General features: G+C 67.4%; 16 protein-coding genes. 3 read left to right on the forward strand and 13 right to left on the reverse strand.

Going from position 1 to position 14,681, the window contains the following annotated elements; genetic code table 11:
• Positions 1-23: 23 nt before the first annotated feature.
• Genes M3B11_RS07720 through rpmB form a run of 4 tightly spaced genes read right to left on the reverse strand, consistent with a single transcriptional unit; the run spans position 24 to position 1,096 of the window.
• Complete coding sequence (locus tag M3B11_RS07720; RefSeq protein WP_102162442.1) at positions 24-314, reverse strand: HU family DNA-binding protein; 291 nt, start codon at positions 312-314, stop codon at positions 24-26.
• A gap of 60 nt (positions 315-374) precedes the next feature.
• Entirely contained in the window at positions 375-680 is a 306-nt protein-coding gene (rpsN, locus tag M3B11_RS07725; RefSeq protein ID WP_102162443.1) for a 30S ribosomal protein S14, read from the reverse strand.
• Between the two features lie 9 nt (positions 681-689).
• On the reverse strand, positions 690-860 hold the full coding sequence (rpmG, locus tag M3B11_RS07730) for a 50S ribosomal protein L33 (protein ID WP_102162444.1): 171 nt from the start codon (positions 858-860) through the stop codon (positions 690-692).
• The gene (gene rpmB / locus M3B11_RS07735; RefSeq protein WP_102162445.1) at positions 860-1,096 is read right to left on the reverse strand and encodes a 50S ribosomal protein L28; all 237 of its coding nucleotides are present in this window, start codon (positions 1,094-1,096) and stop codon (positions 860-862) included. The genes rpmG and rpmB overlap by 1 nt, the downstream gene beginning before the upstream one ends.
• Positions 1,097-1,567: 471 nt before the next feature.
• Between rpmB and M3B11_RS07740 the strand changes: the two genes are divergently transcribed.
• Complete coding sequence (locus M3B11_RS07740) at positions 1,568-2,749, forward strand: hypothetical protein (protein WP_259876631.1); 1,182 nt, start codon at positions 1,568-1,570, stop codon at positions 2,747-2,749.
• 128 nt (positions 2,750-2,877) lie between these two features.
• Here M3B11_RS07740 and M3B11_RS07745 read toward each other — a convergent pair whose 3' ends face one another.
• The 6 genes from M3B11_RS07745 to M3B11_RS07770 form a co-directional block, all read right to left on the reverse strand.
• On the reverse strand, positions 2,878-4,287 hold the full coding sequence (locus M3B11_RS07745; protein ID WP_259876632.1) for a dihydrolipoamide acetyltransferase family protein: 1,410 nt from the start codon (positions 4,285-4,287) through the stop codon (positions 2,878-2,880).
• 8 nt (positions 4,288-4,295) lie between these two features.
• The gene (locus M3B11_RS07750) at positions 4,296-5,270 is read right to left on the reverse strand and encodes an alpha-ketoacid dehydrogenase subunit beta (protein ID WP_259876639.1); all 975 of its coding nucleotides are present in this window, start codon (positions 5,268-5,270) and stop codon (positions 4,296-4,298) included.
• Positions 5,271-6,371, reverse strand: coding sequence for a pyruvate dehydrogenase (acetyl-transferring) E1 component subunit alpha (gene pdhA / locus M3B11_RS07755; protein WP_259876648.1), 1,101 nt, complete (start codon positions 6,369-6,371; stop codon positions 5,271-5,273).
• A gap of 403 nt (positions 6,372-6,774) precedes the next feature.
• Complete coding sequence (locus M3B11_RS07760) at positions 6,775-8,298, reverse strand: hypothetical protein (RefSeq protein ID WP_259876649.1); 1,524 nt, start codon at positions 8,296-8,298, stop codon at positions 6,775-6,777.
• Positions 8,299-8,323: 25 nt separating this feature from the next.
• Positions 8,324-8,992 carry a hypothetical protein gene (locus tag M3B11_RS07765; protein WP_259876651.1) on the reverse strand — a complete coding sequence of 223 codons (669 nt, stop codon included), beginning with the start codon at positions 8,990-8,992 and terminating at the stop codon, positions 8,324-8,326.
• On the reverse strand, positions 8,989-9,405 hold the full coding sequence (locus tag M3B11_RS07770) for a hypothetical protein (protein WP_259876653.1): 417 nt from the start codon (positions 9,403-9,405) through the stop codon (positions 8,989-8,991). Before M3B11_RS07770 ends, M3B11_RS07765 begins: the two co-directional genes overlap by 4 nt.
• Before the next feature lie 305 nt (positions 9,406-9,710).
• On the opposite strand from M3B11_RS07770, the gene purB reads away from it, so the two are divergent.
• The gene (gene purB / locus M3B11_RS07775) at positions 9,711-11,132 is read left to right on the forward strand and encodes an adenylosuccinate lyase (protein WP_259876663.1); all 1,422 of its coding nucleotides are present in this window, start codon (positions 9,711-9,713) and stop codon (positions 11,130-11,132) included.
• Positions 11,133-11,170: 38 nt separating this feature from the next.
• Here the strand turns inward: purB and M3B11_RS07780 are convergent, their stop codons facing one another.
• From M3B11_RS07780 to M3B11_RS07790, 3 genes are all read right to left on the reverse strand, one after another.
• Positions 11,171-12,373, reverse strand: coding sequence for a cation:proton antiporter (locus M3B11_RS07780; protein WP_259876666.1), 1,203 nt, complete (start codon positions 12,371-12,373; stop codon positions 11,171-11,173).
• Positions 12,374-12,440: 67 nt separating this feature from the next.
• Entirely contained in the window at positions 12,441-12,620 is a 180-nt protein-coding gene (locus M3B11_RS07785; RefSeq protein ID WP_259876668.1) for a hypothetical protein, read from the reverse strand.
• 38 nt (positions 12,621-12,658) lie between these two features.
• Positions 12,659-12,946 carry a hypothetical protein gene (locus M3B11_RS07790; protein ID WP_259876673.1) on the reverse strand — a complete coding sequence of 96 codons (288 nt, stop codon included), beginning with the start codon at positions 12,944-12,946 and terminating at the stop codon, positions 12,659-12,661.
• Between the two features lie 47 nt (positions 12,947-12,993).
• On the opposite strand from M3B11_RS07790, the gene M3B11_RS07795 reads away from it, so the two are divergent.
• Complete coding sequence (locus M3B11_RS07795; RefSeq protein ID WP_259876675.1) at positions 12,994-14,604, forward strand: succinic semialdehyde dehydrogenase; 1,611 nt, start codon at positions 12,994-12,996, stop codon at positions 14,602-14,604.
• Positions 14,605-14,681: the final 77 nt, after the last annotated feature.

A 14,681-nucleotide genomic window follows, 5' to 3' on the forward strand; every position in this document is an offset into this window, starting at 1 on the left:
AGTTCCGTATCCGGAAGAGGAGGTCACTTCTTGGGCGAGCCGGCAGCTGCCTTGAGCTTCGATCCGGCCGAGAGCTTCACCGAGTAGCCAGCGGGGATCTGGATCTCTTCGCCGCTGCGCGGGTTGCGGCCCTTGCGAGCTGCACGCTCGGTGCGCTCAACGGACAGCCAGCCCGGGATGGTCAGCTTGTCGCCGTTCTTGACGACCTCGCTGAACGACTCGAACACACCGTCGAGGACGTCCGACACCTGCTTCTGGGTCAGATCGGTCTTCTCGGCAACCTCGGAAACGAGTTCACTGCGGTTCTTAGCCATAAGGTTGTCCTCCTTCAGGACATAGGTCGGTTGATTCACCGATACCGAACTTACCAGAGATTACCAGCTCGACTTGGTAACTCCGGGCAGTTCTCCGCGATGTGCCATCTCACGGAAGCGCACACGGGACAGTCCGAACTTGCGGAGGTAGCCGCGCGGACGACCGTCGACCTGGTCGCGATTGCGCAGGCGGATCGGCGAGGCATCGCGCGGGAGCTTCTGCAGACCCAGGCGGGCCTCCTCGCGCTGCTCGTCGGTGGAATCAGGGTGGACAAGCTGGCGCTTGAGCTCTGCGCGGCGCTCGGCGTAGCGCTCGACGATCTCAGCGCGCTGCTTGTTGCGTGCGATCTTGGACTTCTTAGCCATTGTGTGCGCTCAGCGCTCCTCTCGGAAATCTACGTGCTTGCGGACGACGGGATCGTACTTCTTCAGCACGATGCGGTCCGGGTTGTTGCGGCGGTTCTTGCGGGTGACGTAGGTGTAGCCCGTGCCGGCAGTGGACTTGAGCTTGATGATCGGACGGATGTCCTTGGTCTTTGCTGCCATCAGAGCTTCACTCCCTTAGCAATGAGTTCGGTCACCACAGCGTCGATGCCGCGTGCGTCGATGACCTTCATGCCCTTGGCGGACACATTGAGGGTCACGGTCTTGCGCAGCGAGGGCACGTAGTAGCGCTTCTTCTGAATGTTCGGGTTGAACCGGCGCTTGGTGCGGCGGTTCGAGTGGGACACATTGTGTCCGAAACCGGGAACTGCTCCGGTCACCTGGCAGGTTGCTGCCATTTCTCTCCTCCAGTTCACTTGAGCGGCGGAATCCGCTGCGCCGTGCGGGCGCGGGGGCGGGTTCGCCGAAGACATCAACACATCGTCGTCACCGGTGCTGCATTCCAGATGCACCGCCTGCGCAGTCAGACCGGTGCACACCCGTGGAACGCACTGCGGTGGCGTGAATGAAACCCCGGTGAAGGGTTTGTGTACGCCGCTTGAGCGGCGTGATGTCTCACCAGCGCTGAAGCCGTTGAGGCCTGTGAGAGAGGGCCGAAGCTATCGTGCAGCGCTCAATGAGCACGATCATCAGGACAGCGGTGCTGTCTGACGAGTCAACAAGAGAACATCTTACTGATGCGCGCGCGTCGCAGGCAAATTCAGTTGAACTCGATAGTAGCCTCTGCCAATGTATATGGACATGGACAGTGTTCGCATGTGCGAGGATGCTGCATCCGGTGCACGCAGGCGTGATTCGAAGGGCCGGCGATGACCGGGCCGGCCATCCCGCCACGCCCCGAAGGCTCACCCCAGAGCCCGCCTCCGTCGCCCGCTCCCGAGGCGCCGCGCACCGACCCTGCTGAACCCACCCCCCAGTCGGCGCGCCCGCGCATCCGCCCGGCGCAGAGCGAGAAGTGGGATCGCGAACCCGAGCCGAGCTCGCCTGTCAGCGGGCCAGCCGTTGCTCCCGCCTCCGGCGCGGCGACCAGCACCCCTGGGCCGGGGGCCGGTGCGCACGCCGGTTTGCCGCAGGGCTACTGGTCCAGCCCGGCCGGGCAGCTGTACTACCGGGCCGCTGACGGCCAGGACTACTACCAGGCCTCGGATGGGAAGTTCTATCCGGTGGCCGCGCTGCTGGCCCAGCAGCCGGCAGGCACTGCGGCAGGGGCGGCCGCAGCCGCACACACGCCGCCGCCGGCCAAGACCGGGCCCGCCGAGGCAGCAGCCGGCCTCCCTGCGCCTGGGGCCTCAGCTGCCGATGACCGTTCGACCTATTACGAGTACATCGCCGCCCATACCGGCGAGCAGCGCATCGCGCAGGACGGCTCCCCGGCAGGACCGCCCGATCCTGCCGGTTCGCGCAATCCCGCCGGCCCACCGGGACCGCATCGTCGCCGGCGCACCGGCATGACCGTCGTCGCGGCGATCGCTGCGACCGTGCTCGTCGCCGTCGCCGTGTTCCTCGGACTGCCGCTGCTCGGCCCGAATGAGGACCTCAAACCGTCCGATGAGCCCAGTGCCGAAGACACCGACGGCACCGGCGGCACCGGCGGCGGTGAGACGTCGGTTCCGGCTGCCGAGCAGCTCAAGGAGTTGGCGCGGAATGACCACGCGGCCGTCGCCTCGAAACTCGACGGGCACTGGGTGGTGCAGCTGAGCGCCAAGCAGGTGGGCCTGACGACCGAGCAGCAGACGTGGACCGATGAGGCGATCCTGGAGGAGTTCGAGACGCTGCGCGCCCAGCATCCGGAGGCGCTGCTGCTCAACAGCTCGCAGTGGTCGAGCTTCCGGCTCGAGGACTACTGGATCACCGTGCTCAACGAGCCCTATGACGACCCGGAAGCCGCACTGGCCAAATGCCGAGAGCTCGGCATCGACCGCGACAACTGCTTCGCCAAGAAGATCTCCTCCACCGAAGGCCCCGAGGGCACGACGAAGCTGAACCCCTGAGCCTCCCTGTCCCCCGGGCACCCTGAGCCTCCCTGTCCCCCGGGGTTGACCGGCAGGCGCCTGCACACGGCAGCGGGCTCGCCCCGGAAAGGGAACGAGCCCGCTGTGTCAGTGCAGAGTCACCGCACTCACATGAGCATGAGAGCCGGGTCCTCGAGCGCACGGCCGACGTCGGCAAGGAACTTCGAGATGACCTCGCCGTCGACGAGCCGGTGATCCGCTGAGACCGCCAGCGTTGTGATATCGCGGGCGACGATCTCATCGTCGACGACCCATGGGCGCTTGCGGACCTGGCCGAAGGCCAGGATCGCCGCCTCTCCCGGGTTGATGATCGGGGTGCCGGCGTCGACGCCGAACACGCCGACGTTGGTGATGGTGATCGTGCCGCCGGCCTGATCGGCCGGTGCCGTCTTGCCGGCCCGCGCGGTTGCGGTCAGCTCGCCGAGTTCGAGGGCCAGGTCGCGCAGTCCCATCGCGTGAGCGCCCTTGATGTTGGGCACGATGAGTCCGCGCGGGGTGGCCGCGGCGATACCGAGGTTGACGTAGTGCTTGACGACGATGTCATCACCGTCGAAGCACGAGTTGATCCGCGGGTTGCGCAGCGCAGCCCAGCACACGGCCTTGGCGACGATGAGCAGCGGGGAGACGCGCACGTCTTCACCGAGCTGCTTCTTCGTCTTTAGCCGCTTGACCAGCTCCATCATCGCGGTGACGTCGACGTCGAGGAACTCGGTGACGTGCGGTGCGGAGAAGGCCGAGTCGACCATCGCCTGGGCCATGAACTTCGTGACGCCCTTGAACGGGATCCGCTCCTCGGTTCCGGTCGCCGCCTGCTGGCCGGCAGCCGGCGCCGAGGAGGTCGCCGGCTGGGCAGCCGAGCCGCCGGATTCGATGTGGCTCAGCAGGTCCTCGCGGGTGACTTCTCCGCGCGCACCTGTCGGGGTGACGTCGAGCAGGTCGACGCCCTTGGTCTTGGCCAGCTTGCGCACCGGCGGCTTGGCGAGCACCTTCGGGCGCTCTGCACCAGTGCCGCCGGGCTGCTCCTGCGGTGCGGCGTCGGCCGGCTGTCCCGGCTCTTCCTGCACCTCGGGCACCTCGCGGGCCGGCGCCTCGGTCTGGGCGGCCTTGGCCGCCTGAGCCTTGCGCGGGCGGCGCTTCGACGAGTCGGCGCGCACACCGTAGCCCACCAGGTTCGGCCCGGCGCTGCCATCGGCGGAGTCACCGGAGGATTTCTCAGCCTGGCCGCTCTCGGCCCGCTCGCCGGCTGCACCGGCGTCGGATCCGCCGGCGGCACCGGAGCCGTCACCGTCGAACTCGATGATCGGGGTGCCGACCTCGACGGTCTGGCCTTCCTCGACGAGGAGAGCGGAGATGGTCCCGGCCTGTGGGCTGGGCAGTTCGACAAGCGACTTGGCGGTCTCGATCTCCACGAGGATCTGGTTGACGGTGACAGCGTCGCCGACTGCCACCTTCCACGAGACGATATCGGCTTCGGTCAGGCCTTCGCCGACGTCGGGGAGGTTGAAGAGGTTCGACATGCAGGTCCTTAGTAGGCGAGGGCGCGATCGACACCGTCGAGGATGCGATCGAGGTCAGGCAGGTAGTGGTGCTCGAGCTTCGAACCCGGGTACGGGGTGTGGAATCCGCCGACCCGCAGCACAGGCGCTTCGAGGTGGAAGAAGCAGCGTTCGGTGATCCGGGCTGCGATCTCCGATCCCAGGCCCAGGAACACGGGGGCCTCGTGCGCGATGACGAGCCGGCCGGTCTTCTTCACCGAGGCTTCGATGGTGTCGAAGTCGATCGGGTTGAGCGAGCGCAGGTCGATGAGCTCGATGCTCGTGCCCTCCTCGGCCGCGGCGGCAACCGCGTCGGCGGCCGGCGGCATGAGCGGGCCGTAGGAGACGAGCGTGACGTCGGCGCCCTCGGTGACCACCTGGGCGGAGTGCACGTCGAGACCGCGGTTGTCCATGTCGACGTCCCCGCGCATCCAGTAGCGGCGCTTGGGTTCGAAGTACATGACCGGGTCCGGGCTCTTGATGGCCTCCTGGATCATCCAGTACGCATCATGTGGCGTCGACGGCGAGATGATCCGCAGGCCGGCATGGTGAGCGAAGACGGCCTCAGGGCTTTCGGAGTGGTGCTCCGGTGAGCCGATGCCGCCGCCGTAGGGCACGCGGATGACGACCGGGACGTTCTCCTGACCCAGGGTCCGGTTGTGCAGCTTCGCCAGCTGGGTGACGATCTGGTCGTATGCCGGGAAGATGAAGGCATCGAACTGGATCTCGACGACCGGGCGGTAGCCGCGCACGGCCATGCCGATCGAGGTGCCGACGATGCCGGACTCGGCCAGCGGCGAGTCGATGACCCGATGCTCGCCGAAGTCCTTCTGCAGTCCCTCGGTGACGCGGAAGACGCCGCCGAGCTTTCCGATGTCCTCACCGATGAGGACGACCTTCGGGTCGTCCTCCATCGCCTTGCGCAGGCCCGCGGTGATCGCTTTGGACAGCGCCAGAGTCGTCATTTACCGCGCTCCTTCAGCTGTCTCAGCGAACGAGTCGAGGTAGTCGAGGTAGGCTGCCTTCTCCTCTTCGATGAGCGGGTGCGGGTCGTCGAAGACGTTGTCGAAGATCTCCGAGACGTCCGGCTCGACCATCGACACGCAGGCCTGACGGATGCGGGCGGCCAGCGCGTCGGCTTCCTCGTCGACAGAGGTGAAGAAGTCCTCCCCGGTATCGGTCTCGTTCTCCAGGTAGATGCGCAGGCGCTTGATCGGATCCTTGGCCTTCCACTCCTCGGTGACCGCGTCGTCGCGGTACTTCGTCGGGTCGTCAGCCGTGGTGTGAGCGCCCATCCGGTAGGTGTAGGCCTCGATGAGCATCGGGCCGTGGCCGGCGCGCACGCTGTCGAGCGAGGCACGCGAGACGGCGTACATCGCGATCGGGTCGTTGCCGTCGACGCGCACGCCGGGCACACCGAAGCCCTGACCGCGAGTGTAGAGCGGAGCCGAGGTCTGCACGTTGGTCGGCTCCGAGATCGCCCACTGGTTGTTCTGGCAGAAGAAGAGCACCGGTGCGTTGAAAGCGCCGGCGAAAGTCAACGCCTCGGACACATCGCCCTGGCTGGTCGCACCGTCACCGAAGCAGGCGATGGACACGGCATCGCGCTCCAGGTCGCCGGTGCCCACGTCGCCGTCCATCTGGATGCCCATGGCGTAGCCGGTGGCGTGCAGGGTCTGAGAGCCGATGACGATCGTGTAGGAGTGGAAGCGCAGCGCTTGCGGATCCCAGCCGGAGTGGTTCTGGCCGCGGAACATGCCCAGCAGGGTCTCCGGCGGCACGCCACGGCACCATGCGAGGCCGTGCTCGCGGTAGGTCGGGAAGACGAAGTCCTGCGGGCGGCTGGCCCGGCCCATGCCGATCTGCGCGGCCTCCTGGCCGAGCAGCGGGGCCCACAGGCCGAGCTGTCCCTGGCGCTGCAGGGCATTGCCCTCAGCGTCGACGCGGCGCACGAGCACCATGTCCTTGTAGAAACCGCGCAGGTCCTCGTCGGTGAGCTCTGCGGCGAAAGCGTCGTATTCTCCCGAGCTGACACGCTCGCCTTCGGGAGTCAGCATCTGAATCATTCGCGGGCCCGACCCAATATCAGGGCTGGCGCCCTGCGCAATATTCGATGTCATGGCGTTCTCCTAACGTCGTGGCCGCTGACCGAGTTCGTCGGTGAAGCGGTCCGAACCAGTGGGGTCGGCGCGGTTGTGCACCCAGCCCCGGCAGTGAGACATTTCACAATGTGGTCACACACTAACGGATTCGTCTGGTGTGCGCCAAGCTGACGGATTGTCTCGAATGGGTTTCCTGAAGCGGTGGTGCGGGCCGTGCACCGACCTGCTTCCAGCGTAGGGTCATCACCGCGTCCCTGGTAGGCCGCCGCCGAGGTGGGGCTGGGTTTTTGACGTTGGCGAACAATTGCTTGGACACCCGACTAAATGCCGGCTGCGAACCTTCCGGGAAGCATCTCTGCCATGTGTGTCAATACTGCTTGCGTGTGCCCTTGTAGGAGTATCGGGCGGTGGTCGTGCCGGCGAAGAATCCGGCGGCGCTGCCGGTGGCCCAGGCCTCGACGCTCGGGTCTCCGGAGGCGAGGAGCTTCGCCATGCTCTCGGTGTACAGGGTTCCGTTGTGGGCGAATCCGGGGCTGGCGAGCGCGGTGTCGATCTGCGCATCGGTCTTGCCGTCGAACATCGGGTGATCGCGCAGCGCCTCGTAGTCGAGTTCGACCCGGGCCGTCGTCCTGTCCTGTCCGGCCGGGTTGTCGGTGCCGTCGAGGGTCGGCACGATGTCCTGGGCGTGTTCGAGGGAGAGCACCTCGATGCCGTCGGGGATGTCGAAGTCCCCGACCGGACTGCCGGTGGTCATGACGGCGGTGACGTTGACCCGTTTGCGGAACTCCGGGTCGGCGGCGAGGCTGGCAGCGGTCATGCCGCCTTGGGAGAACCCGGTGATCATCACCTCGTCCCCCGGTGGGATGCCGGCATCCTGGATCGCCTGCCGCACGGTTTCGCGCATGACGCTGTCGTGACCGGCTGCGGTTTCGACGTTCGTGGTCATATCCGTGCCGTTGCGGCTGGGGTCAGCGCTCCAATCGGTGGTGGCCGGGACGTAGACGATCCAGCGGGTGACGCCGTCGGCGTCGACGATCTGCTCGATCTGCACATCACCGTTGTCCTTGCCCCGGTGGGAGGCCAGGGTGCGTTCGAGCAGTTCGGTGGCGTCGTGCGGTGCGGTGGCCCGCTGCGGATCCGGCTGCCGGTGCCTGCCACCGGTGACGGTGACATCGGTGGAGTCGAACAGCCCGAACTGCCGGCCGGTCACGAGGATGAGCCCGGCGAGGTCCTCGCTCGACTGCGGCCCGGCAACAGTGCCGAGCGGGCCGGGCAGGCCGAGGAACCCGCCGATGAAGCCGGGCAGGGCGTGTTCGATGAGCGGCTGGGCGAACTCGGGATGGTGGGCGAGCGCGGTGCCGATCCTCTCCAGCTCCCGGCCGGCGGCATCGGCGAGGACGGTGTGCCTTCCCGTGGTGATGAGGTGCACGGCTGCGCCGCCTGTCACGATGAGCGTGAGAGGGTTCGCCAGCACGGCAGCGCCGACGGCGAGCCCGACCCCGGCCCCGGTGACGACAACAGTGCGGGCCATGTGGCCGAGTGCGACACCGGCAGCGGTGGCCGCGCGGGAGAAGATCTCCTCGGCTGCCTGTTCGCTGGACCGGTAGGCAGCAGCACTGTTGCTCAACGCCCCTGCAGTCAGCAGCAGCGAACCGGCAGTCGATCCGCTGCACAGCAGGAAGTCGTTGATGCGGCCCTGCAGCTGGAGGGCCGCTGGCATCGCCAGTGGGCTGATGACGAGCCGGGAGATCGTGGCGTCCGACGCCGCGGCCGCGCGCAGCACGCCGCCAAGGTCCCCTGCGGTGGCGATGAGGACCTCGGCGATGCGGTCGAAGTCGTTGAGATGGGCGTGGATGCCGCCGGCACCTCCGCTGACCTGGATGTCGCTCATCACTGGATCTCCTCCTCGTCGACTGTCACCGGATCTCCTCCTCTTCGAATGCCAGTGCGGCGGTGGCGGCGATGAGATCGCCTGCCATGCGGGTGCGGATCCACCGCTGGAATCCGGTGCCGTCCAGCTCTGCGTGCATGCGCTCCCACACGTCGGAGCCGAGCAGCGCACTCACTCCGTGCGGGCAGTCGGGGCAGTCGTGGATGACCCACCGGCGGGCCCGGACCGGGTCGATGCGGTCGCTCAGCAGGCAGGTGACGGTGCGCTGCCCATCGTCTGGGATGAGAGCGGTGATGACGTCGCCGATCTCCGCTGGGGTACAGGTGGTGCCCAAGAACCCGGCTGGTTCAGTCTGCTCAGGGGTGTGCTGGCGGCACAGCAGCACACAGGTGTGGCCGAGCAGGGCTGCGACGATGAAGAGCTCGCGTTCGTCGAGGGTGATGCTCACGCTCCAGCGCAGGCGCCCGGCGGCCAGCACGGCGCTGGCCTGCCGGATCCAGTCCTCCATCTCCTCTGCGCTCGGCAGCTGCGCACCGGCAGCGGCTGCCGCGGCATTGTCGAGCGGAGTCGTGCGCGTTCGCTGCTCGGGGACGAAGGCCGGTGGCCAGTGTGCCAGGTCAGCGGCGTCCAGGCAGGTGAGAGCTGCTGCGGGGATCGGCAGCCAAGCCCGGTGCTCGGGCGCATGCGTGCTCATAGGCCCAGTGCCTGTCCGACCGGTGAGCTGCGCAACTCAGCCAGGTAGCGGTCGTAGGCTTCGACGACGGATTGCGCCTCAGCCGCCAACGAGCCGACCTCACGGGCGTGCTCGTCGATCCGCGCGCGGAAGACCTCAGCGGCGGATGAGACCCAGCCGACCGCACCCGATTGCCGGCACACCGCCTCGGCTCTGACACATTCCTCGGCCACCCGCATCCACGCTGCCTGCGACTGCGCGACATCGGCCAGCAGCCCTTCGAGCGCCGGGACGAGGTGCGGTTCGATGACGTGCTCTTCGATCTGGTCTTCTGCCCACTCCCTGCCGGCCCTGCCGACCTCGATGGTCCTGCCGACCGCCTCGTCGACGATCGGCTTGGCCACCGGCCAGACGTACCCTGTGTGTCCACCCATGCCGGAAGTCTCGCCGGCGCTGCCACGGTGGGCACCGCCTCGGGCACGGGGTGTGGATGATCGCCCCGCGTCCACACACGCCGGCCGCCCGGCGTCAGCCTCGCTGCTCACCTCAGGCGAACGACGACTGTGCGAGGTTGTGACTCGGAGCGGACTTATTCAGCTGTCTCATCAACCGTCTCGTCGCTGCCTTCACACCAGAGGAGCAGCTCCAGCGGCTCGGCGACGGTCTCGTTGACAGCGACGATGTCACCGTGCTTACGGCGCAGGCCCGCCCGGGCGCGCCGCATGAGATGATAGGGGCCATGACTCGCGCATCGCTCTCTTCGCTTGACCTTGCCCTCGGACCCCTCGACGGCCGCTACCGCGCCGACGCCGCCCCGCTGCTGGATTACCTGTCGGAGGCCGCGCTCAACCGCAACCGCATCCATGTCGAGGTCGAATGGTTCATCCACCTCGCCGACAACCGCGTCGTCCCCGGCACGCGCGAGCTGCTCGATGACGAGAAGGCGCAGCTGCGCGGGATCGTCGAGAACTACGGTCAGGAGACCATCGAGCAGCTGGCGACCTTCGAAGCCGTCACCGTCCACGACGTCAAAGCCGTCGAATATACGATCAAGGAGGCACTGTCGTCGATCGGCGCCGATGACCTCTCGGAGCTTGTGCACTTCTGCTGCACGTCCGAGGACATCAACAACCTCTCCTACGGTGTCGGCATCAAGGGCGCGGTCGAGGACATCTGGTTGCCGCGGGCAGCCGCGCTCATCGACCAGCTCGCTTCGATGGCCGAGGAGCTGGCCGCGGTGCCCATGCTCTCGCACACCCACGGCCAGCCGGCGACCCCGTCGACGATGGGCAAGGAGCTCGGCGTGTTCGTCCACCGGCTGCGCCGCCAGTACGAGCGGATCCGCGACACCGAGTTCCTCGGCAAGATCAACGGCGCGACCGGCACCTACTCGGCGCACACGGTCACCGTCCCCGAGGCGGACTGGCCTGCCCTTGCCCGTGAGTTCGTCGAGAAGCTCGGGCTGACCTTCAACCCGGTCACCACGCAGATCGAGTCGCATGACTGGCAGGCGGAGCTGTTCGCCGACATCGCCCGGTTCAACCGGATCGCCCACAACCTCGCCACCGACATGTGGACCTACATCTCGATCCACTACTTCAAGCAGATCCCCGTCGAGGGCGCGACCGGCTCGTCGACGATGCCGCACAAGGTCAACCCGATCCGGTTCGAAAACGCCGAGGCGAACCTCGAGATCTCCTGTTCGCTGCTCGACACACTCGCCGCGACGCTTGTGACCTCGCGGATGCAGCGCGATCTCACCGACTCGACCAGCCAGCGCAACATCGGCGTGGCGCTCGGCCACTCGGTGCTCGCGCTGGGCAACCTCGTCAAGGGCCTGAAGAAGCTCGCGATCGACACCGACGCCCTCGATGCGGACCTTGAGAGCAACTGGGAGGTGCTCGCCGAGGCGATCCAGTCGGTCATGCGTGCGGCCTATCTCACCGGAGTGCCGGGTATGGACAACCCGTACGAGAAACTCAAGGACCTCACCCGCGGGCACCGCGTCGACCGGGCCGAACTGCAGTCCTTCGTCCACGGCCTCGGGCTGCCGCAGGAGGACGCGGACCGCCTCGCTGCGCTCAGCCCGGCGACCTACACCGGCCTGGCCGCCAAGATCGCAGCCGAGGCGGTGGCCGCCTGGCGTGCAGTCGCGCGCTGAACGCGGTGACGACGACCCCGTGACTCACCGCCCCTGTCTCACTCCGCCGGACGCGGCGTGAGACGAGAGGCGATGAACGGGAATACAAGCACCGTCACCGCTCCTCCGGTGACCATGGTCGAGGCCATCGTCGTGGAAATGAGGCCCGACGATGCTGCGATCTGGGTGACAGCGACGATGATGGGCAAACCGGTCGCCGAGTAGAAACCCAGTGCTGCCCTCTCACGGACCGATCCCAGCTCGGAATGCGTCGATGTCAGCTGCTCGCGCAGGAAGACCGGCAAACCGCGCACCAATCCGATGACCATCACGAAACCGATGAGAAGCGGCCACTGAGCGAGTACGGCAGCAAGATCGATGGTCATTCCGCTGGTGACGAAGAAGACCGGGATGAGGAAGCTGAATCCGACGATTTCGATCTTGTGCATGACCTCCTCGGCGTGGCTGGGCGAGGCCGCGCGCAGGGACGCGTTCATGAGGAGCCCGGCGGCAAATGCGCCGAGAGCGACATCGAGTTCCAGCAGTGCCGTCAGCAGCATGAGGGTCACGAGCACCCAAACGGTGACGCGCAGCGTTGTCTGCATCGTCGAGTTCGACGCCGCCCCAAATGCCCGTCCGAGCAGTGGGATCCGGCGGAAGATCCGCGCCGGGATCGCGACAGTCACCACTGCGGCGGCAGCGAAGAACAGAAGGACCAGCGCTGCCTGCCAGGTGCCGCGGGTGGACAGCAGCACGGACATCGCCACGATCGGCAGCAGCTCGCCGTATGCCCCGTGGACCATGGCGGCCCGGCCGAGCGGAGAGCCCATCATGCCGGAATCCTTGAGGATCGGCAGCAGCGTGCCGAGAGCAGTCGAGGTGGAGGCGATGCCGAAGACGATCGCGACCCGCCAGTCACCCTGGAGCACGAGGAATCCGGCACCGACGCCGAGCAGAGCACACAGGCCCCACGTCATTGCCGCGTGCCGGCCCTGACGGCCGCGCATGTCCGAGGTGTTGACTTCGAAGCCGGCGAGCAGGAAGAGGAATCCGATGCCGAGTTCGCGGAGGAATTCAACCGCCTCGGTGCTGTCGGCCAGGCCGAGGGCGTGCGGCCCGATGAGGACACCGAACACCAGCAGCCACACGACATCGGGCACTACGCGCCTGGTGGTGAGCGCGAGGATCGGCGCAAACACGGCGGCGATCACGATCCACCACATTGACAGGAGATTGTCGACGAGCATGTGAGCCTCGTGCATGAACCTGCTTCCTCCTTCGACTTGGTCCTACGCTACCTGCGACCGCGCCGATGACCGGCAGCGGTCCTCAGCGGCGGCGCACCCAATAGCCGATCTGCGCGGCCGCCACGATGATCGGCCACGCATGGAAAGGGATGTAGCAGACGCGCCACGGTGCCATCTGACCCGGGCTCATGCCGGCATACGGCTGCCAGGCATCTGAGGCGCCGAGAGCCCCCGGAGACGGGATGTGCTCCGGGTGGGGCATCCCGGTTTCGACGTTCCACCCGAGCCCCGGCAGGTCTCTCAGGTTCCAGCGAGCTGATCGCCTGCGACGGTGTGGATGCGGCCGATGTGTTCAGCGAGCTCACCGGCCCTGACATGCCGGACGCACACGTGATAGCCGAGGCGCAGCGCCCGGACTCCACAGCCGTTCAGCGAGGTCTGAACCTTCCTCGGTCCCTCAGCGGGGCTGCGGGCGAGGCCGGTCGGCCGGACGACGGCGGGCAGCCTGTCGGTGCCGGCCGCATACGGGGCGACCCAACCTCCGCCTGCCACCGTCACCCAGTCTGGGGCCGGGATCGGTGTGGCCATGGTCGCAGTCCGGCCGCCTCACCGGAAATGGATGAGACACTGGGCACATGAGCACAGGCGCCGAGGAGACCGCCCCGCTGACCGACACCCGGGCGGCTGCCCATCCGATCGAGCTGCCGGCCCGACTGCGTGAATTCCTCGCAGGCGACCCACTGCGAGACGTCGCCGGAACCGGCGCGCAGACCATCGCGAACCTGCCTTTCACCGGTGAGCCGCTGACGGCTTTCGCCGGGGCGAGCGCCGCTGATGTGGAGGCTGCAATCGCCCGCGCCTCACGCGCGCAGACGGCGTGGACTGCCCGCAGTGTGCGTGAGCGCGCGGCAGTGTTCCTCACCCTGCACGATCTGATCCGGCGCAGCGAGGAGCTGCTCCTCGACGTCATCCAGGCCGAGACCGGCAAGGCCCGCCAGCACGCCTACGACGAGGTGCTCGACTCCTACAACGTCTGCCGATTCACCGCGCTTGCCGCCCCACGCACACTGCGCACGACGCGCCGGCGCGGTGCTGTGCCCGGGCTGACCCGCACCGAGGTCGATTACGCGCCGCTTGGGGTCATCGGGTTCGTCTCGCCGTGGAACTATCCGCTGTCCCTGGGCGCCAACGACCTCGTCGCCTCGCTCATCGCCGGCAACGCGGTCGTCCACAAGCCCGATTCGCAGACGGTCCTTTCGGCTGTGCTCATGCGCCAGCTCGCGATTGAAGCGGGCCTTCCGCGCGATCTGTGGCAGCTGGTGCCCGGCCCGGTGGAGGATGTCTCCGAACCGATGCTGGCCGGGGTCGACGGGCTGTCATTCACCGGGTCGACAGCGGCCGGGCGCTCCGTCGCCGAGGCGGTGGCCGGCCGGCTCATTCCGGCTGTCCTGGAGCTCGGGGGCAAGAACGCAATGATCGTGTGCGCCGACGCGGACATGGACACCGCCGTGGACTGTGCCGCGCGCGGGGCGTTCTCCTCTGCCGGGCAGCTGTGCCTGTCGATCGAGCGGATCTACGTCGTCGGCGAACGCTACGGGGAGTTCGTCGATCGGCTCGTCTCCGCCGCCGAATCCCTGCAGCAGGGGGCGGCGTTCGACTATTCGCGCGATCTCGGTTCGCTGACGTCGGCTGCGCAGGTGAACAAGGTCCACGGTCATGTCGAGCAGGCCCGCGCAGCAGGCGCCACGGTGCGCTGCGGGGGTTACCTGCGCACGGCGGCCGGCCCGTGGATGTACGCCCCAACCGTGCTCACCGACGTCACCGCTGAGGCCGACCTGTTCGCCTCCGAGACCTTCGGGCCGGTGGTCAGCGTCTACCCGGTGGCCTCCGATGCTGAGGCCATCGCTGCAGCCAACAGCCTTGACGTCGGGCTCAATGCCAGCGTCATCTCCACCTCGGCGTCCCACGGCTGGCAGGTCGCCCGGCAGGTCGAGGCCGGAATGGTGAATATCAACGAGGCCTTCGCCGCGGTGTGGGGTTCCATTGCGGCGCCGTCTGGAGGCAACAAGGACTCTGGGCTCGGGCACCGGCACGGGACCGAGGCGCTGCTCGCCTTCACCCGCACACGTGCGATCGCCCGGCAGGCGCTGCACCCGCTGGCCCCCAGTGACCGGCTGCCGGCCGAGCGCTTCCAGCACACGATGACGACTGCACTCGCCGCGCTGCGGGCTCTGCGCATGCGCTGAGCTCACGCTCACGTCTGACGGCCAGCTATGTCCCGCACCGCACAGCAGCCGCAGACCCCGTTGATTGATACCCCTAG

The sequence above is a fragment of the Brevibacterium sp. p3-SID960 genome, from assembly GCF_025144725.1.
Classification (GTDB): Bacteria; Actinomycetota; Actinomycetes; order Actinomycetales; family Brevibacteriaceae; genus Brevibacterium.